The organism is Streptomyces sp. NPDC045026 (genome assembly GCF_056432625.1).
The window spans coordinates 34739-51582 of record NZ_JBWKIS010000005.1 but is presented as its reverse complement, the minus strand read 5'-3'; the positions used below and the strand labels follow the sequence as shown (position 1 = coordinate 51582).

Here is a 16844-nt window from a genome sequence, read left to right as displayed (position 1 = left end):
GGAGCCGGGACCTGCATCCGTACAACAGATCTTTCAGCGCTATTGCATCGGTTTCAGAGATGCTTGGAATTGCTCGGGCCTGAGCTGGGCGTTCAGGCGCGCAGAGCCTCCCGGCACGCCGTCGCGAACGCCTGGGCGCGGCCCGTCAGCCGCACCCCGCGCAGCTTCGCCAGCACGACGGGGAGCGCGGGCAGCGGGTCGGCGAGCGGCAGGGCGACGACGCTCGAACCGTCGTACGTGCGGTCGTGCGCGGGCCGCTGGTTGAGCAGCGACCAGCCGTATCCGGCGGCGACCAGGGCGCGCACGGTCTCGTAGCTGCGGGTGCGGTGGCTGATGCGCGGCTCGACGCCGGCCTTGGCGGCGACGGAGCGGAAGTAGTCGCGGCTGGCGGGCAGGTCGAGCAGGATCATCGGCTCGTCCGCGAGGTCGGCGAGGCGGGCCCGGCCGCCGCCGGCGAGCCGGTGCCCCTCGGGGACCAGGGCGTAGGGCGGGGCCATCGCGAGGACCTCGCACTCGATGTCGGCGTCGAGATCCATGTCGTAGAGCAGCGCCAGTTCGCAGGCGCCCGTGCGCAGGCTCTCCTGCACGGCCGGGATGTCGCCCTCGACGACCTCGACGCGTACGGCGGGCTGGCGCTCGCCGAACTCCCGCAGCAGGCGCGGCAGATAGAACGGGGCGAGCGTCTGGAAGCAGCCCACCGCGAGCTCGCCGACGAGGTCGGCGCCCAGGCTCCTGGCCGACTCGGCGAGCTCGTCGGCGTGCGTGAGGAAGCCGCGCAGCTCGTGCAGGAACCGCTCCCCCGCGGCCGTCAGCTCCAGGCCCTTCGCGTGCCGGCGGATCAGGAGCTGCACGCCGAGCTCGCGCTCCAGGTGGTGCACGGCAGTGGAGACCGCGGACTGCGAGACGTTGATGCGGTGCGCCGCGGCGGTCATGCTGCCGAGCTCGGCGGCGGCGAGGAAGTACCGCAGCTGCACGAGGGTGAAGTTCGCGTCCTTGGCCATGGCGGGATTGTGCACGCAGCGTCCGCCGTCTGTCTGCATCGAGAAAACAGATGTAACTCCCGGGAAATCGATGTTTGACCGAGGAACGCGAGGGTGGCGAGACTCCCCAACCAACCCGCACGCCCGAACGCCCCGCCCGCCCCCTCGTTTTCCGGACAGGGAGTCCGCATGCCCGCCACACCCGAGGCGGCCCCGGCCGTCGAGCAGCACACCATCGACCACGTTCCCGAGAGCGAGCGTCACGGCCGCGTCCGTGACCTGTTCACGATGTGGTTCGGCACGAACATCGCGCCGTTGCCGCTGGTCACCGGCGCCATGGGCGTCCAGGTCTTCCACCAGTCGTTCTGGTCCAGCGTCCTCGCGATCCTGGCCGGCCAGCTCGTCGGCGCCGTCTTCATGGCACTGCACTCGGCGCAGGGCCCGCAGCTCGGCGTCCCGCAGATGATCCAGAGCCGGGCGCAGTTCGGCAGCGTGGGCGCCCTGCTCATCGTGGTCGTGGCGGCGGCGATGTACATCGGCTTCTTCGCCTCGAACATCGTCCTGGCCGGCAAGTCCCTGCACGGCCTCGCGCCCGCGGTGCCGGTCGACGCGGGCATCGTGCTCGGGGCGCTCGGCTCGGCCCTGATCTGCTGGGTCGGCTACCGCCTCATCCACACCCTCAACAAGATCGCGACGTGGGTGCTCGGAGCGGGCATCCTGGCCGGCCTCGCCGTGGTGGTCGCGCGCGGCCTGCCCGACGGCTTCTTCTCCGCCGGCTCCTTCACGTTCGCGGGCTGGCTGGCGACGGTGTCCCTGAGCGCCCTGTGGCAGCTGGCCTTCGCCCCGTACGTCTCCGACTACTCGCGCTACCTGCCGCGCACGGTCCGTACGGCGTCGACCTTCTGGGCCACGTACTGGGGTTCGTGCCTCGGCTCCACGCTGCCGTTCCTCGCGGGTACGGTGATCGGCCTCGCGTCGCCCGGCACGGACGACACGGTGGCGGGCTTCGACAGCGCGGCGGGCGGTTTCGGCCCGGTCGTCCTGCTCCTGTTCCTCTTCTCGGTCATCAACCACAACGCGCTCAACCTCTACGGCGCGGTGCTGTCCCTGATCACCGTCTGCCAGACGTTCCGGCCCGCGTGGACCCCGCGCCAGAGGGCTCGCGGCGTCGTCTCCGCGGTGGTCCTCGTGGGCGCGCTGATCATCGCGACGGCGCTGTCCAGCGACTTCGTCTCCAGCTTCGTGAACCTCGTACTCGTTCTGCTCGTCGTCCTCGTCCCCTGGACGGCGATCAATCTCATCGACTTCTACCTCGTCCACCACGGGCGCTACGCGCTCGGCGACCTCTTCGCTCCCGACGGCGGGCGCTACGGCCGCTTCAACCCGGTGGCCCTGACGTCGTACGCGATCGGCATCGCGGTCCAACTCCCGTTCGTCGCCACGTCGCTGTACACGGGCCCGCTGGTCGCCCCACTCGGCGGCGCGGACCTGTCGTGGCTCGTGGGGCTGGTGGTGACGGCGCCGGTGTACTACGTGTGGGCGCGGCGGGTGGCGGCGCGGGACGGGAGCGAAGTGACGGACACGGAGACCGGGTCGACGGCGGAGTCGGCTCACGCGACCGCGTGACGGCGGACGCGTGACGACCGCTGCCTGAGCGCACACCGCTGACGGAACGGCGCACCACGACCTGAACGGCGAACCGGGGACAACCCCCTCCCCACCTGCCCCGTTCATGCCATACGCTGCGCGAAGCAGCCGCGCCCCGCACGCGCCGCGCCCTCACCGGCGCCGTCGTGCGGGTGCCGCGCGGCGGCTCACTCTCATCACCACCCGGTCATCCACCGGGTTTCTCATCGTGGGGGCACGACTCACATGCGTACGCGCAGCATCTCGACCGCGACAGCGCTCGCGGTCCTCTTCAGTTCGGCGGCGCTCAGCGTCGCCGCGGCCGGTTCCGCCTCGGCCGCGACCGCGACGGTCGCCTCGCCCGGCGGCATCGTCGCCGACGGCGCCCTGCACCGGGTGTTCGTCGGCGACCGCTCGGCCGGGAAGATCGTGGCCGCCGACTACACGGGCGCGGTCGTCGACTCGGTGAGCGGCATCTCAGGGGTCGCCGGCCTGGCGGTATCCGACGACGGCGCCACCCTCTACGCGGCGGCCGAAGGCAGCCACGAGGTCGTCGCGCTCGACGCGGCCACCCTCGACATCAAGTCCCGCTACGCCGTCGCCACCGACAAGGGCCCGCGCCACCTTGCCTTCGCGGGCGGCAAGGCATGGTTCTCTTACGGCGACCAGTGGGACGGCAACCTGGGCTCGGTGGATCCGGCCGTGGACCCGGCCGCAGACCCGGCGGGCGGGAGCGGCGCCGTGGCGATGGGGCAGCTGCCCGCCGGCGCCATGATCCACGACCCGGCGCTCCTCGACACCGACCCGGCCTCGCCCGGCCTCCTCGCGGTCGGCCAGACCGGCATCTCGTCGGACTCGATGGCCGTCGTCGACGTCTCGGGCACCACGCCGCAGCTGCGCGCCTTCTACCAGGGCGACTACACGCTCAACAGCGGCATCGGGGACATCGACCTCGTGCCCGGCGCCCCGGAGGTCCTGGTCAACGGCTTCCAGCGGGACGCCTACGCGGACGGGAAGTTCACCGCCTCCGGCGCGTACCCCTCCGGGCAGCGGGCGGACGTCGCCGCGAACGGACTGGTCGCCCAGACCAACGGCGACAAGCTGGCCGTCTACCGGCCCGGCGCGGCCAAGCCGCTGCGCACGTACACCACGAGCACGAGCGGCACGGCGGACCTGGCCTGGGCTCCGGACGCCTCCCGGATCTTCGCGCTCGTCGGGACGAGCGGCGGCTACACGCTGAAGGCGCTCACCGACACGACGCTCAACGTGCCGACCCTCACGGCGAGCGCCCCCTCCACCGCCACGCGCGGCAAGAAGCTCACCGTGTCCGGCAAGCTCTCGGCGACCGTGCCGCTGCCGAGCGGCGTCGCGCTCAAGGTCACCCGCACCGACCTGGACAGCCCGAACGGCAAGGAGCTGCCCCCGGTCACGGTGAAGGCGGACGGCTCGTACTCCTTCAGCGACACCCCGCCGGCCGGCGGCACGGTCACGTACCAGGTCGCCTACGCCGGCGACGCCGAGCACGCGGCGGTCACCGCGTCCGACAAGGTCTCGGTCTCCCGCACCGCCGCGTCGCTGACCCTCAACAAGAACGGCAACGTCTACGGCTACGGTGCCGACGTCTCGTTCACCGCGCACCTCGGCTCGACGTACAAGAACCGCACGGTGGAGATCTGGGCGAACCCGTACGGCTCCGACAAGCCGAACACCCTGATCAAGAAGGGCACGGTCAACTCCTCCGGGAACCTGTCCGCGACCGTCGACATGAAGCGCGACACCGAGGTGACCACGGTCTTCGCGGGCGACTCCCGTACGGGTTCCAAGACGGCGAAGTCGACCGCGTACGCCCAGGTGAAGATCTCCACGTCGGTGGCCAAGCACTACAAGACGGGCAAGATCGGCTCGACGACGTACTACTACTTCCACAAGTCCACGGACCCGGTCTTCACGACGACGATGACCTACTACAAGGGCCGCGAGCAGCGCTTCGAGCTCGAGGTCTACTCGAACGGCAAGTGGTACTCGTCGGGCTCGGAATACTTCGCCCTCGCCACGGACGGCAGGTCGGCCGTCCGCCTCCCGGCCCCCGACAAGTCCGGAGTCCGCGCCCGCATGCGCTCCTCGTACGTCAACGCCTCGTCGGGCGACAACGTCAACTCGACGACGCACGGATCCTGGAAGTACCTCAACTTCACGAAGTGATGCGCTGGTTGGCGTCAATGTCACGTCCGGAAGCGGTACAACTGGGCCCCGGAAAAGTCCGCCAAGATTCGGAGGGGGAGGCGCGATGAAGGTACGGCTCTTCTCTGTGCTTCCCCTGCGAGGCGTGACCGCCGGTGCGCTGCGCGCGCTGTGCCTCTCGGCATACGTCGTGCTCACCGCCTGCTCGGGCGGCACCGCACGCGATGCAGACGCGCGTACGCAAGTCCCCCGCTGGAAGCCGGGCGTGACCGCCGCCGACGTCGGCGGCCGGATGCACGTGCGGATCCCCGCCGAGGCGACGGACCGGCGTGCCGCCCACCAGAACGGGTTCCAGGACGACGGGCTGCTTCTGGCCTTCACGGTGCCCACCGCGCGCGTGGGCGCGTTCCTGCGCGGGCTTGCGCCCGAGCAGGAGCTCGCCCACCGCGCCGAGCCCCTCGCGGAGACGGTGAAACCCATGACGCCGTTCGCGCACCTCGGGCTCAAGGAACCGGAGACGCTCGCGGACGTGCGCGGCGGGCCGGTGTGCGCGCCCTGCGCCGGGGAGTTGAACTCCCTTGAGGTGGCCGTGCATCCGGTCGATGCGCAGCACAGCCGGGTCTATCTGCGCGGGGTCGACTGACGGGGCCGCTTCTGGAAAGGCGGTGCCTGCGGTGCCTGTGGTGACTGGACAGGCGGCGAGTGGGGCCCCGCCCTACGATGGTCCTGAGTTCTTCTTGTGGGTTCTGTGGGTTCTTCCTGTGGGTTCTGTGGGTTCTTCCTCATACGGCGGGAGTCAGCTCATGACGCACTCGAGCCGAGGATTGCGCAGGGGGCTGTGACCGCCGTAGCGGTGGGAACGCTCGCCGTGCCTATAGCGGGCGGGCCCGCGTTCGCCACACCGGCCTCCATTTCCGCAAACTCCAGCTCCGCCCCCGCCTCCGCCCTCCGCGCCACCGACCCGCCCTCACCGTCCGATTCCGGGTCGGCAGCTGCGGGCCAGGTCCAGAAGCTCACTCCCGCCGTGGAGAAGGAGCTCGACGACGCCGTGCAGAAAGTCATGCGTGAGGCCAATGTGCCGGGCGTGACCTTCGGCGTGTGGACGCCGGACAAGGGCGAGTACGTGAAGTCCTTCGGCACCGCCGACAAGAGCACGGGCCAGAAGATGTCGCCCGACCTGTACATGCGTATCGGCAGCGAGACCAAGACGTTCACCGTCACGTCGATACTGCAACTCGTCGACGAGAAGAAGGTCGGCCTCGACGACCCGATCGGCAAGTACATCGACGGCGTCCCCAACGGGGACAAGATCACCATCCGGCAGCTCGCCGAGATGCGCAGCGGACTCTTCAACTACTCGGAGGACGAGGACTTCTACAAGGCGCTGACGTCGAATCCGGAGCGGCCGTTCACTCCGCAGCAGCTCCTCGACTACTCGTTCAAGCACCCCGTGCTGTTCGCGCCGGGCGAGAAGTTCTACTACTGCAACACCAACCTCATCCTGCTCGGACTCGTGGTCGAGAAGGAGAGCGGCCGGCCGCTCAACGAGTACATCAAGGACAACATCCTCACCCCGGCCGGCATGAACCACACGCTGTTCCCGACCGGCAGCGAGTTCCCGAAGCCGCACGCGCAGGGCTACACGAACCAGACCGCGAGCGGAAAGATCGAGGACTCGGCCGACTGGAACCCGTCCTGGGGCTGGGCGGCGGGCGCGATGATCTCCACGCTGAACGACCTGCGCACCTGGGCACCCACGGTCGCCACGGGCAGGTTCCCCGACGGAGACGCGATGATCAGCCCCGCCGCGCAGAAGCAGCGCCTCATCACACCGAAGACCACGATCCCGGGCGCGGGTTACGGCCTCGGAATCTTCAACGTCCAGGGATGGATCGGCCACAACGGCTCCCTGCCGGGCTACGAGACCCTGACGATCTACCTGCCGTCGGCCAAGGCGACCCTCGTGGTGGTCCTGAACACCGACGTCAACCACGACAACTCGGAGCCGAGCACCCTCGTCGGCCAGGCGATCACCAAAATCGTCTCCCCGGCCAACGTCTTCAACCTCCCGGCACAGCCGGCGGCCAAGTGACGAAGCCTTCTTCTCCCTGATCCGCCCTGATCCGCCCTGAACCAACGAAAGGCCCTAGGGCCGCTGCGCGGCGGCCGGTGGTCCGGCCACCGCGCACTGGCGTGCCATGGCTGGATCTACCCGCGCGGGCCAACCGCCGACATGGGGGGCAGCAAGGGCGGCCGGCCCACAGGTTTCGACAAGCGCGGCTACATCTTCCACGGCACCGGCACCGTCACCGTCGCCTCGATCCGACTCTGGCTCCGCCCGTGATCTCCGCCGGATCTAGTAGCCGGTTGTGCCGTCGAGTACCTCGCGCAGGATGTCCAGGTGACCGTTGTGGCGGGCTGTCTCCTCTGTGAGGTGGAGGAGGATCCAGCGCAGGTCGACGTAGAGGCCGTTGCGGATGGTTCGCTGGGCCTGCTTGTCCAGGCCGTTCCCGGCAACCAGTTCGCGGTAGTGGGCGCTCTGTTCCGCGTATTCGTCGAGCAACTGCGTGAGCGGGAAGTCGACGGCGATACGCATCTCGCGGTCGGGGTCCTCATCCGTCATGGGGGCCCGGTCCTCCTCACCGAGGAAGACCACCTGGAACCAGTAGTACTCGACCCAGCGGAGGTGGTTGATCACTCCGCTCATGGTCATCAGCGGTGAGCCCGGCAGGAGCGCCTTGCGGGCGTTCTCCGCGGAGACGCCCTCGCACTTGGCGCGGGCGGTGTCCCGTGTGTAGTCGAGAAACGTGGTCAGCTGAGTGCGCTCGTCCCACGCGGGCGGCGTGTCATCGATTCTGGTCATCGCGCGAAGCGTCACCGATCACCCCGACCGATGTCGAGACATTTTTTCGCGGAGGGCCCAACCTGCTCCACCACCGCCGGCCGCCCGACACGATCCGCCGGACAGGCCCTAGCCCTAGCCCTAGTCCTCGTCCCGTCCCTAGTCCTCGTCCGGCCCCTGGTCCTCGTCCCTCAGCCGCCGCCAGATGCGGGTGCGGTGCAGTACGTAGAAGGCCCCGCACAGGACGGCCACCTGAAGCCCCACGGCGAGCAGCCAGAAGACGACCCTGCTCTCCAGTTCGTCGGTCAGGTAGGTGAAGTTCATACCGAAGAATCCGCTCAGGAACGTCAGCGGCAGGAAGATCGTCGACACGATGGCCAGCCGGTTGATCACGCCGTTCTGCTCGCCCGCGGCGAGGGAGGAGTAGCTGGCGTAAGCACGACGGGAGGCATCCTGGAGGGACTCGATATCCGTGAGGACCAGCCTCGCCGCGTTCTGGAACTCCTGGGCGAGCCTCTGCCGCTCCTCCGGGAACTTGGGGTTCAGCATCCGGCGGGTGAAGACCTCGTCCACCGCCTGAAGGTAGGGAAGCAGCGAGTGGTGCAGGAGGGCGGAGCGCCGTCGCAGCTTTGACAGGCGGTAGACCTGCTCGGGGCGCCGTTGCTCGAACATTTCGTCCTCGAGTTCCTCCGCCAGCAGCAGGTCCTGCACGGCGGCCCGGCGGAAGGTCGCCAGCGCCTCCTGGAGCAGCAGGAAGAGCACGGCCACGACGTCGGGGGGCCTCTCGTGCCGGAGCTGCGCGGAGATGTTCGACGCCAGGCCCGCCTGGCCACGGTGAACGGTGACCAGGAACTGCTCGGTCACCAGCGCGTGGATGTAGGCGACCTGGTCGTCGTGGACCACGGGCATGACGAACCCGGCCTTCTTCCCCAGGAAATCGGCCCGCGCGGGCTCGTCCTTCCTGCCGAACCAGTCCAGGTCGTCAGCCTCCAGGCCGAGCTGACGCGCCAGAGCCTCGCCATCCGCATCCCCAGCGCCACCCACATCCGCATCCGCATCCGCCGGTGCTTCTTCCGGCGCTTCTTCCGGCAGCTCGATGTCGACGATCAGAAAGCGGGCCGTGGCGAGCCGCTCACGTGCCTCGGACACGTCGGTACGCGTGACGGTCACCTCTGGCATAGACACCATCGTTACGATCATGGCCCTCACCGTTGGTCACGACTCCGACGGTCCCAGCGTGAGCGCGGTCCGGTATCGCCGCACTCGGACACAGTCATATGCGGCACCGTGCGAACCGGACGGGTGACGAGATCACTCGCAGGATGGGACGAGGGGGCCATGAAAATGCCTCCCATCAGCGCCCTATGCGCAGCTGGAAGGCATGATCACGGAAGCTACTACTTCAGCTGCTTCTTCTTGCTAGCGCCTGACAAGGAGCTTGCCTTGACGCTGCATGGTGGAACCTTCGCGACGGGGCGCGCCACCATCGACGTCCGAAGGACCCGAGACGGACGCATCGAGTTCCTGCTGGACTGCGACAGCGGTTCAAACAGGCGCTCGTCATGGGCGAGCGCGCCCTCGAAGGCGAGCGCCAGTCCGTCCCTTCGCTCATCATGACGAGCCGCGAGCCGGCAGCCGAGATGGGGAGTTCCCACCCGCCACGTGCTTCCGGGCCGACTCCGACCCAGCGTGCCCGACGGGTCGGCACGGTCCCTGCGACTCTCCTGGATACGCTCGCGCGGGAGCGCCCCGCAGCGCGTGGCTGCGGGGCGCCGATCCACTTTCACAACGGGCCCTAGTGGGGTTTAGTCGACCGTCTGCCCGTCGTACATACCGCCCCTGCAGGTCGGGAGCACGGGCGTCGACCGATCGATCGTTCCGCCGCCGTCCGTGCACTCACCCGGGGTGACGCTGGCCGGGGTGACGCTGCCGGCGGTGGCGGTGGCGGTGGCGGCGCCTGTGAGGCCGAGTCCGGCGAGGGCTGCCGTGGCGATGACGGCGGCGAAGATTCGTCGAATGCGCATTTGGTTCCCCTTTCACGTATTGCCTCAATCGGGGCACTAGTCAGCTTGACCTTCACCCATGTGGGTGGCACGCCCATGTTGTTGCGCCATTCGGGTGACATAGCTGGCGGGTGCGGGGTCGGTGACGCGAGCCCGCACCCGCCAGACAGGCACCAGGAGATCTCGAACGGTGCGGGTTACGTCGGGTCGTGACGGCTCCCGTGGGATGCGCTGTGCCGGGAAGCTGAGGTATCCCGATGGCGGTGGGCAGGCGGCCGAGGAGCGGGCTCGGCGTGAGCAAGTGCGGTTCGAAGCCGCTGATCACACGCACGTCAGCCGCACCATGCGCGAGCTGATCGCCGCCCGGTCATGGCTGACCGTCTACCAGCTGCCCCCTTACGCTCCCGAGTTCAACCCCGTCGAGGTTCCAACCGCCGTAACCTCGTCGCCGAGCACCTCGGACACTCCGATCCGGGCCTGACGCTGAAGGTGTACGCGCACCTCATGCCGAGCAGCCGAGACCGGGCCCGGAAGGCTCTCGGGCGAGCGCTCCGGCCTCAGGACCCGGAGAGCGGAGGGCCCAGAGAGGGCCCAGGCCGTGAAAATGCCCCCGATCCGCGATGAAAACGCAGGTCGGGGGCATGATCGCGAAAGCTACTTCTTCTTGCCCTGGTTCTTGACCGCCTCGATCGCGGCCGCGGCCGCGTCCGGGTCCAGGTACGTGCCGCCCGGGTTCAGGGGCTTGAAGTCCGCGTCGAGCTCGTAGGACAGCGGGATGCCCGTCGGGATGTTCAGGCCCGCGATGTCGGCGTCGGAGATGCCGTCGAGGTGCTTGACCAGGGCGCGCAGGCTGTTGCCGTGGGCCGCGACCAGGACCGTCTTGCCGTCCAGGAGGTCCGGGACGATGTCGTCGAACCAGTACGGGAGCATGCGGACGACGACGTCCTTGAGGCACTCCGTCTGCGGGCGCAGCTCCGGCGGGAGGGTCGCGTAGCGCGCGTCGTTGAACTGGGAGTATTCCGCGTCGCGGGCCAGCGGCGGCGGCGGGGTGTCGTACGAGCGGCGCCAGAGCATGAACTGCTCCTCGCCGAACTCGGCCAGCGTCTGCGCCTTGTCCTTGCCCTGGAGCGCACCGTAGTGCCGCTCGTTCAGGCGCCAGGAGCGGTGGACGGGGATCCAGTGGCGGTCCGCGGCCTCCAGCGACAGCTGGGCCGTGCGGATCGCGCGCTTCTGGAGCGAGGTGTGAACGACGTCGGGGAGCAGGCCTGCGTCCTTGAGCAGCTCACCGCCGCGCACTGCCTCCTTCTCGCCCTTCTCGTTGAGATTGACGTCCACCCAACCGGTGAACAGGTTCTTCGCGTTCCATTCGCTCTCGCCGTGGCGGAGGAGGATCAGCTTGTACGGTGCGTCGGCCATGGCTCCGAGCCTAATCCAAGCCTCCGGCGCCCTGTGCGCCCGGCCACGGGCCGGACGGTACGGGCCCGACGGTACGGAGACGGGTCCCGCCGACGATTGACGGTCGCCGTCAATTGAGTGGCTGCCCCGCCCCCACCCCCCGTAAGTTACGCATACCATCAGCGCCGCTTACACAGCACCGAATGTCCCAGGGGGGATCCGTCCCGATGTCCGTCACCTCACTCAGACGGGCCGCACACGAGAGTGTGTCCGGTCTGCCACGCCAGTTCTGGTGGCTGTGGACCAGCACCCTGATCAACCGCCTGGGCGCCTTCGTCCTCACCTTCATGGCGCTGTACCTGACCACCGAGCGCCACTTCTCCGCCTCGTACGCGGGTCTCGTCGCCGCGCTCATCGGGCTCGGCGGCATGATCGCGTCGCTGCTCGGCGGGGTGCTCGCGGACCGGATCGGGCGGCGGCCCACTCTTCTCGCGGCGCAGCTCGCGACCGCCGCGACCGTCGCCGTCCTCGGCTTCGTGCGCGACCCCGCCGGGATCGCGGTGACCGGCTTCCTGCTCGGCGTCGCCTCGAACGCCTCCCGTCCCGCGGTGCAGGCGATGATGGCCGACCTCGTCGCGCCGAAGGACCGTGTGCGGGCCTTCTCGCTCAACTACTGGGCCATCAACCTCGGCTTCGCCGTCTCGTCCGTCTACGCCGGTTTCCTCGTCGCCACCAGCTACACCGCCGGCTTCCTCGTCGAGGCCACGATGACGCTGGCCTGCGCGGTCCTGGTGTTCGTGAAGGTGCCCGAGTCGCGGCCGGAGAAGGCACCGGTGGCCCAGGACGCGGCGCCCGTCGCCGACGTGACCATGCTGACGGTCCTGCGCGACGGCCGCTACATGCTGATGGTGGGCCTCTCGTTCCTCATCTCCGTCGTCTTCACCCAGTCCTCCTCCGGGCTGCCCATCGTCATGGGGCAGGCGGGGCTGAGCAGTTCGGACGTCGGACTCGTCGCCGCCGTCAACGGCATCGTCATCGTGGCACTCCAGATCCCGCTGACCCGCTTCATCGAGAAGCGCGACGCGGGCCGGCTGCTGACGGTCTCCTCGCTCCTCATCGGCTACGGCTTCGCGCTCACCGCGTTCGCCGGTTCGATGGCCGCGTACGCTCTGATCGTCGTCGTGTGGACACTCGGCGAGATGGTCAACGCCCCCACGCAGTCCGGCCTCGTGGCACGGCTCGCCCCGACCCACGGACGCGGCCGCTACCAGGGCATGTACGCGATGTCGTGGTCGGTGGCGGCCCTGGTAGCCCCGCTCGCGTCGGGCATCACGATCGACCGGTTCGGCGCGAACTGGCTGTGGGCGGGCTGCGCGGCGCTCGGCACGGTCGCGGCGCTCGGTTACTGGGTACTGATGCGGGGGCTGCCGACGGAGGCGACGACTCCGACCGCGCCGCCGGAGCCGCCCGAGCTGCCCGAGCCGAAGGCTGCTGCCCCCTCGAACAGCGCGGCTCAGGCGGCGTGACTTCGTCAGGCTCACAGACCGCGCCCCGGGCGCAGCGCGGGTTCAGCCCATCGCGTCCGCTCGCTCTGCAGGACCGCGTAGCTCCGGCGACGAGCCCGACGTCCGAACTGCCTGCGTTGGGCGTGAGCGCGACCGAGGTCCATGAGCAGCCGGGCCCATCCCCGGCCAAGCCACCCACCTCGTACGCCCCTACCTCCTCACCCCCGACGAACGCCTGCGCCGACAGCGGCGCCGAGCCCTGCGGCTGGCCACGCACGGGATCGACGTAGGACCGCGCAGCATCCACGGCGTGGAGGTGGCCGCCTGATGGAAACCCCTGAAACGCCCGAAGCGCCCAAGGAACCCCGGACGGGGACGATCGCCGCGTGGCCGAGGGACGTGACTGGCACTGAGAACAAGGAGGCGGGCGCTGCCGAGGCTGTCAGCCGACCCCCCGTTGCGCGTCGTACAGGTTCCGTGGCCGGACCGTGTCCGACACCCCGTCGCCGTACAGCTCAAGGCGGGAGTGGAGGTCGCCGGTGAAGTCCGGGACGTCGGTCTGGTCGAACTCGCGGACCGTGTTGACGGCGACGGTCGCGCTGTACGGCGCTAGTCCGTCGATGCGCATCAGGCCGGCGCGCTGGTTCGTGACGCGGATGTTCCAGTGCGTGAAGCGCGCCCCGAAGAGCGGTCCCGCCGACGCGTCGCCGCCGTGCCGGCCGTCGTTGTTCACCGTGATGTCGGTGCGTACGTTCGCGAAGGGCATGCCGCGGTGCGAGTCGAACGTGCCCATCTCCATCTCGCCGCGCGACCACACGTTGTGCGACGACAGGCCCTCGACGTTGATGCCGTGCAGCTGCGTGCCCGCGGGGGCGGGGACAGTGCGCTGCTCGATCGTGAACGACTCGACGAGGTTGTCGTGGGAGCCCTCGCGGCAGAAGTACGGATGGTGCGAGCCGCGGCCCGCGACGCGCGTGCGGCGCAGGGTGCACGCGGACGCGGCGACCAGGCCGAAGCCGTTGTCGACGTGGCGGACGGTGACGTCGTCGGCCCAGCAGTCGTACGCGCACTGGAACGCGACGCCGTTGTAGCCCTTGTCGAGGAGGTGCTGCGACTGCGGGGTCTCGACCGCTTCGAGGGTCAGCGCCTCGACGCCCGAGCCGGTCAGGGCGCCGACGTGCGTGGTCAGCCGCGGGTCCCACTCCGGGCGTACGTCGAGGGGGAGCGGGCGTTCGAAGGTGACGCGGCGGCCGTGCACGGATTCGATCCGTACGGGCCATTCGTAGGGGACGTACGAGGTCAGCTTGGTCTTGTCGTCCCAGAAGTACGCCTCGGGGCCAGGGCCGCCGCCCGCCATGTGTTCGAGGAGGGTGTGCCCGGGGTCGTCGACGAGGCGCAGGAGGACCAGGTCGCCGCGGGAGAGGCGGGACGCGTCGGCGACCGTCACCGACCAGGAGCCGCGGGTGGCCGGTTCGACCGCCGTCAGCGTGTCCCACTCGTCGCGCTTGTTGCCGGTCCAACCCTCGAAGGGCCAGGCCTTCGCCCTGATCGCGTCGGTGAGGGTGCGGAAGCGCTCCTCGGGGCAGAGCCAGATCAGTCCACCCGCCCAGGACCAGCTGGACTTGTCACCGCCGTAGCGGGAGCCGTAGACACCGACGAGTTCGGTGAGGCTGCGGGTCGCGTACAGCTTGGTACGGGTACTGCCCGCGCCACGCAGGACGACGCCGGAGTGGCCGATGCGAATGAGGTCGTCGATGCGGTACGTGCCCGGGGGCAGGTGGACCGTGCCCCCGCCGGCCCGTCCGGCGTCGGCGAGGGCACGGTTGATCGCGGGGGCGGCGTCGGCCGAGCCGTCGGGGCGCGCGCCGTAGTCGCGTACGACGTCGGCGACGAGACGGGGGCGGGCGAAGCCGTGGCGGCCGGCGCGGTATCCGGCCCGGCCGACGTACGGGATCTGCGGGTGCGTGTAGGGAGTGCGGGTGAACTCGCGCCAGATGGGCGGCACTTCACCGGACCGCGCCGTGGCGGCCCCTGCCGTGACGGACCCCGCCGTCGCGGCCCGCACGCCGGTTCCTGCCACTGTCACGGCCGCCACCGCGATCGCGCTGCCCAACAACCCGCGTCTGCTGAGGTTCTCCACCGCCGCCACCCTCCACACGATTCAGCTTCGAGGACGTTCAACCAAGGCGTTCAACTACATGAACGCTGTTCATGTCCGCGTCGGCCGCGAGCATGCCACGGCGACCCCCGCGGCGGAAGGGGGCGTGCAACAGTGAACGGGCGGGAGGGAAGGGCTACTTGACGAAGCGCTACTTGGCGGGGCGCTGGGTCAGATTCGTGAACGCGTCGAGGTTGCGCGTGGACTCCCCGCGCGACACCCGCCAGGCGTACTCGCGGCGGATCGCACTCGCGAAACCGAGCTCCAGGAGCGTGTTGAACGCGCCGTCCGCCGCCTCCAGGACCGAGCCGAGGAGGCGGTCGACCTCGTCCGGGGTGACGGCCGCGAGGGGCAGCTTGCCCGTCAGGTAGATGTCGCCGAGCTGGTCGACCGCGTAACTCACGCCGTACAGACGGAGGTTGCGCTCCAGGAGCCAGCGGTGGACGCCCTGCTCGTTCTCGTCCGGGTGCCGGATCACGAACGCGTTCAGCGAGAGCGAGTGCTTGCCGACGAGCAGCGAGAGCGTCGTCGACAGCTTGCGCGTCCCGGGCAGCTTCACGACGTACGACGAGCCGGGCTCGGGGCTCTCCCATTCGAGCTCGGCCTCGGCGAGGACCTGCTCGATGACGGCCGCCGCGCCGGCCATGGTGCTGTCAGCCATGCAGCGAGGTTACGTGACGGGGGTGGCGGTGCTCGTAGGTGGCCGCCGTGTACACATCGGCCGTCGCGGAGGCCGCCGTGTCCCAGCCGAAGCCCTGCGCGTGCGCCGCCGCCGCGGCGCCCATGCTGTCCACAAGCTGTGGACGGTCGGCGAACTCGCCGAGCCGGTGCGCGTACGCGGCCGGATCGTGGCCCGGCACCAGGAAGCCGGTCGTCTCGTCGCGCACGGCGACGGGCAGCCCGCCGACCGCGGCCGCGATCACCGGCGTACCGGCCGCCTGCGCCTCTATGGCGACGAGCCCGAAGGACTCGCTGTAGGACGGCATGACGAGGACCGAGGCCGCGCGGAACCAGTCCGCGAGCTGGTCCTGTCCGACCGGCGGGCGGAAGCGGACGACGTCCGCGATGCCGAGCTTGGCGGCGAGCTTCTGCAGCCCCTCCGGCTTGGCCAGACCGCTGCCGCTGGGGCCGCCCACCACGGGCACGACCATCCGCGAGCGCAGCTCGGGCCGCTCGTCCAGGAGGACGGCGACGGCCCGCAGCAGGATGTCCGGCGCCTTGAGGGGCTGGATACGGCCCGCGAAGAGCGGGATGAGCGCGTCCTGGGGCAGGCCCAGGCGCTTACGGGCGGCGGCGCGGCCGTCGGCGGGACGGAAGCGGTCCAGGTTCACCCCGGGGTGGACGACCGCGACCTTGCCCGCTTCGGCCTCGTAGTGGCGCACCAGCTCGTCGGCCTCCTCCGCGGTGTTCGCGATGAGGCGGTCGGCGGCGCGGACGATCTGGGTCTCGCCGATGACGCGCGCGGCCGGCTCGGGGGTGTCTCCCTCGGCGAGCGCGGCGTTCTTGACCTTGGCCATGGTGTGCATGGCGTGCACGAGGGGGACGCCCCAGCGCTCGGCGGCCAGCCAGCCGACGTGACCGGAGAGCCAGTAGTGCGAGTGGACGAGGTCGTAATAACCCGGCCGGTGGCCCGCCCACGCCTGCATCACGCCGTGCGTGAAGGCGCAGAGCTGGGCCGGCAGCTCCTCCTTGGCGAGGCCCTCGTACGGGCCCGCGTCCACGTGCCGGACCAGGACGCCGGGCGCCAGCTCGACGGAGGGGGGCAGCGTGCCGGTCGTGGCGCGCGTGAAGATCTCGACCTCGATGTTGATCGCGGCGAGGCGCTTGGCGAGCTCGACGATGTAGACGTTCATGCCGCCCGCGTCGCCCGTGCCGGGCTGGTGCAGCGGCGACGTGTGCACGCTGAGCATGGCGACGCGACGCGGTCTGCGGTGCGCGCCGGGGAACCTGAGCCGCTGGGACGAGGCCCCGGAACGGCGGAGCCTGGACACGTACTGGCTCACGTAGCGGTCCTCCTTGCTGCGGGCACGGCTCGTCGGGGGGATCACGACCGCGGACGTGCAGTCCGGGCACGAACCCTCCTTCAGCCCCTGCAACACCGGAGCCTTCCGCTCCATTTCCGTTTTGCCGAATCATTACCGTCGGGGGCTCAAC

The 16844-nt window shown here is 69.9% G+C and carries 13 protein-coding genes and 4 pseudogenes; 9 read left to right on the top strand and 8 right to left on the bottom strand.

Annotation, left to right across the window (positions count from 1 at the left end; translation table 11 throughout):
- Window positions 1-92 precede the first annotated feature (92 nt).
- On the bottom strand, window positions 93-1001 hold the full coding sequence (locus AC07EJ_RS13350; protein WP_326775143.1) for a LysR family transcriptional regulator: 909 nt from the start codon (window positions 999-1001) through the stop codon (window positions 93-95).
- A 168-nt stretch (window positions 1002-1169) separates the two neighbouring features.
- On the opposite strand from AC07EJ_RS13350, the gene AC07EJ_RS13345 reads away from it, so the two are divergent.
- The 5 genes and pseudogenes from AC07EJ_RS13345 to AC07EJ_RS13325 all read left to right on the top strand — a co-directional run.
- Window positions 1170-2606 carry a purine-cytosine permease family protein gene (locus AC07EJ_RS13345; RefSeq protein ID WP_389480686.1) on the top strand — a complete coding sequence of 479 codons (1437 nt, stop codon included), beginning with the start codon at window positions 1170-1172 and terminating at the stop codon, window positions 2604-2606.
- Window positions 2607-2852: 246 nt separating this feature from the next.
- The gene (locus AC07EJ_RS13340; protein ID WP_478884282.1) at window positions 2853-4808 is read left to right on the top strand and encodes a YncE family protein; all 1956 of its coding nucleotides are present in this window, start codon (window positions 2853-2855) and stop codon (window positions 4806-4808) included.
- An 85-nt stretch (window positions 4809-4893) separates the two neighbouring features.
- Window positions 4894-5430 carry a hypothetical protein gene (locus tag AC07EJ_RS13335; RefSeq protein ID WP_478884281.1) on the top strand — a complete coding sequence of 179 codons (537 nt, stop codon included), beginning with the start codon at window positions 4894-4896 and terminating at the stop codon, window positions 5428-5430.
- Between the two features lie 195 nt (window positions 5431-5625).
- Complete coding sequence (locus tag AC07EJ_RS13330; RefSeq protein WP_478884280.1) at window positions 5626-6879, top strand: serine hydrolase domain-containing protein; 1254 nt, start codon at window positions 5626-5628, stop codon at window positions 6877-6879.
- Window positions 6880-7026: 147 nt separating this feature from the next.
- Window positions 7027-7131, top strand: a pseudogene (locus tag AC07EJ_RS13325) (IS5/IS1182 family transposase); the annotation flags it as partial.
- A 12-nt stretch (window positions 7132-7143) separates the two neighbouring features.
- Here the strand turns inward: AC07EJ_RS13325 and AC07EJ_RS13320 are convergent.
- The 3 genes from AC07EJ_RS13320 to AC07EJ_RS13310 all read right to left on the bottom strand — a co-directional run bounded on the left by AC07EJ_RS13320 (window position 7144) and on the right by AC07EJ_RS13310 (window position 9653).
- A complete protein-coding gene (locus AC07EJ_RS13320; RefSeq protein WP_389480695.1) occupies window positions 7144-7650 on the bottom strand; it encodes a DinB family protein in 507 nt (168 codons plus the stop codon).
- A 138-nt stretch (window positions 7651-7788) separates the two neighbouring features.
- Window positions 7789-8808 carry a CorA family divalent cation transporter gene (locus tag AC07EJ_RS13315; RefSeq protein WP_389480697.1) on the bottom strand — a complete coding sequence of 340 codons (1020 nt, stop codon included), beginning with the start codon at window positions 8806-8808 and terminating at the stop codon, window positions 7789-7791.
- Window positions 8809-9434: 626 nt separating this feature from the next.
- Window positions 9435-9653: a hypothetical protein gene (locus AC07EJ_RS13310; RefSeq protein WP_389480699.1), complete on the bottom strand. Its 219-nt coding sequence runs from the start codon at window positions 9651-9653 to the stop codon at window positions 9435-9437.
- 223 nt (window positions 9654-9876) lie between these two features.
- Between AC07EJ_RS13310 and AC07EJ_RS13305 the strand changes: the two are divergent.
- The 3 pseudogenes from AC07EJ_RS13305 to AC07EJ_RS13295 form a co-directional block, all read left to right on the top strand.
- Window positions 9877-9954 (top strand): annotated as a pseudogene (locus tag AC07EJ_RS13305) (helix-turn-helix domain-containing protein); the annotation flags it as partial.
- Window positions 9955-10056: pseudogene (locus tag AC07EJ_RS13300) on the top strand (transposase); the annotation flags it as partial.
- A gap of 20 nt (window positions 10057-10076) precedes the next feature.
- A pseudogene (locus AC07EJ_RS13295) lies at window positions 10077-10256 on the top strand (hypothetical protein); the annotation flags it as partial.
- A 30-nt stretch (window positions 10257-10286) separates the two neighbouring features.
- Here the strand turns inward: AC07EJ_RS13295 and AC07EJ_RS13290 are convergent.
- Window positions 10287-11048, bottom strand: coding sequence for a phosphoglyceromutase (locus AC07EJ_RS13290; RefSeq protein ID WP_326775137.1), 762 nt, complete (start codon window positions 11046-11048; stop codon window positions 10287-10289).
- Between the two features lie 206 nt (window positions 11049-11254).
- Here AC07EJ_RS13290 and AC07EJ_RS13285 point away from each other — a divergent pair, with 206 nt between their 5' ends.
- Complete coding sequence (locus AC07EJ_RS13285) at window positions 11255-12553, top strand: MDR family MFS transporter (protein WP_478884279.1); 1299 nt, start codon at window positions 11255-11257, stop codon at window positions 12551-12553.
- A gap of 421 nt (window positions 12554-12974) precedes the next feature.
- On the opposite strand, the gene AC07EJ_RS13280 is transcribed toward AC07EJ_RS13285, so the two are convergent.
- The 3 genes from AC07EJ_RS13280 to mshA all read right to left on the bottom strand — a co-directional run bounded on the left by AC07EJ_RS13280 (window position 12975) and on the right by mshA (window position 16693).
- Window positions 12975-14627: a glycoside hydrolase family 55 protein gene (locus AC07EJ_RS13280; RefSeq protein ID WP_478884366.1), complete on the bottom strand. Its 1653-nt coding sequence runs from the start codon at window positions 14625-14627 to the stop codon at window positions 12975-12977.
- A gap of 214 nt (window positions 14628-14841) precedes the next feature.
- Window positions 14842-15336: a type III secretion system chaperone family protein gene (locus AC07EJ_RS13275; protein WP_389480867.1), complete on the bottom strand. Its 495-nt coding sequence runs from the start codon at window positions 15334-15336 to the stop codon at window positions 14842-14844.
- Window positions 15337-15343: 7 nt separating this feature from the next.
- On the bottom strand, window positions 15344-16693 hold the full coding sequence (gene mshA / locus AC07EJ_RS13270) for a D-inositol-3-phosphate glycosyltransferase (protein WP_393586610.1): 1350 nt from the start codon (window positions 16691-16693) through the stop codon (window positions 15344-15346).
- Window positions 16694-16844: the final 151 nt, after the last annotated feature.

Coding starts and splice junctions, on each gene's coding strand:
- AC07EJ_RS13315 (WP_389480697.1), bottom strand. CDS start 8,808: ATGCCAGAGGTGACCGTCACGCGTACCGACGTGTCCGAGGCACGTGAG.
- AC07EJ_RS13290 (WP_326775137.1), bottom strand. CDS start 11,048: ATGGCCGACGCACCGTACAAGCTGATCCTCCTCCGCCACGGCGAGAGC.
- AC07EJ_RS13335 (WP_478884281.1), top strand. CDS start 4,894: ATGAAGGTACGGCTCTTCTCTGTGCTTCCCCTGCGAGGCGTGACCGCC.
- AC07EJ_RS13350 (WP_326775143.1), bottom strand. CDS start 1,001: ATGGCCAAGGACGCGAACTTCACCCTCGTGCAGCTGCGGTACTTCCTC.
- AC07EJ_RS13345 (WP_389480686.1), top strand. CDS start 1,170: ATGCCCGCCACACCCGAGGCGGCCCCGGCCGTCGAGCAGCACACCATC.
- AC07EJ_RS13275 (WP_389480867.1), bottom strand. CDS start 15,336: ATGGCCGGCGCGGCGGCCGTCATCGAGCAGGTCCTCGCCGAGGCCGAG.
- AC07EJ_RS13310 (WP_389480699.1), bottom strand. CDS start 9,653: ATGCGCATTCGACGAATCTTCGCCGCCGTCATCGCCACGGCAGCCCTC.
- AC07EJ_RS13285 (WP_478884279.1), top strand. CDS start 11,255: ATGTCCGTCACCTCACTCAGACGGGCCGCACACGAGAGTGTGTCCGGT.
- AC07EJ_RS13340 (WP_478884282.1), top strand. CDS start 2,853: ATGCGTACGCGCAGCATCTCGACCGCGACAGCGCTCGCGGTCCTCTTC.
- AC07EJ_RS13320 (WP_389480695.1), bottom strand. CDS start 7,650: ATGACCAGAATCGATGACACGCCGCCCGCGTGGGACGAGCGCACTCAG.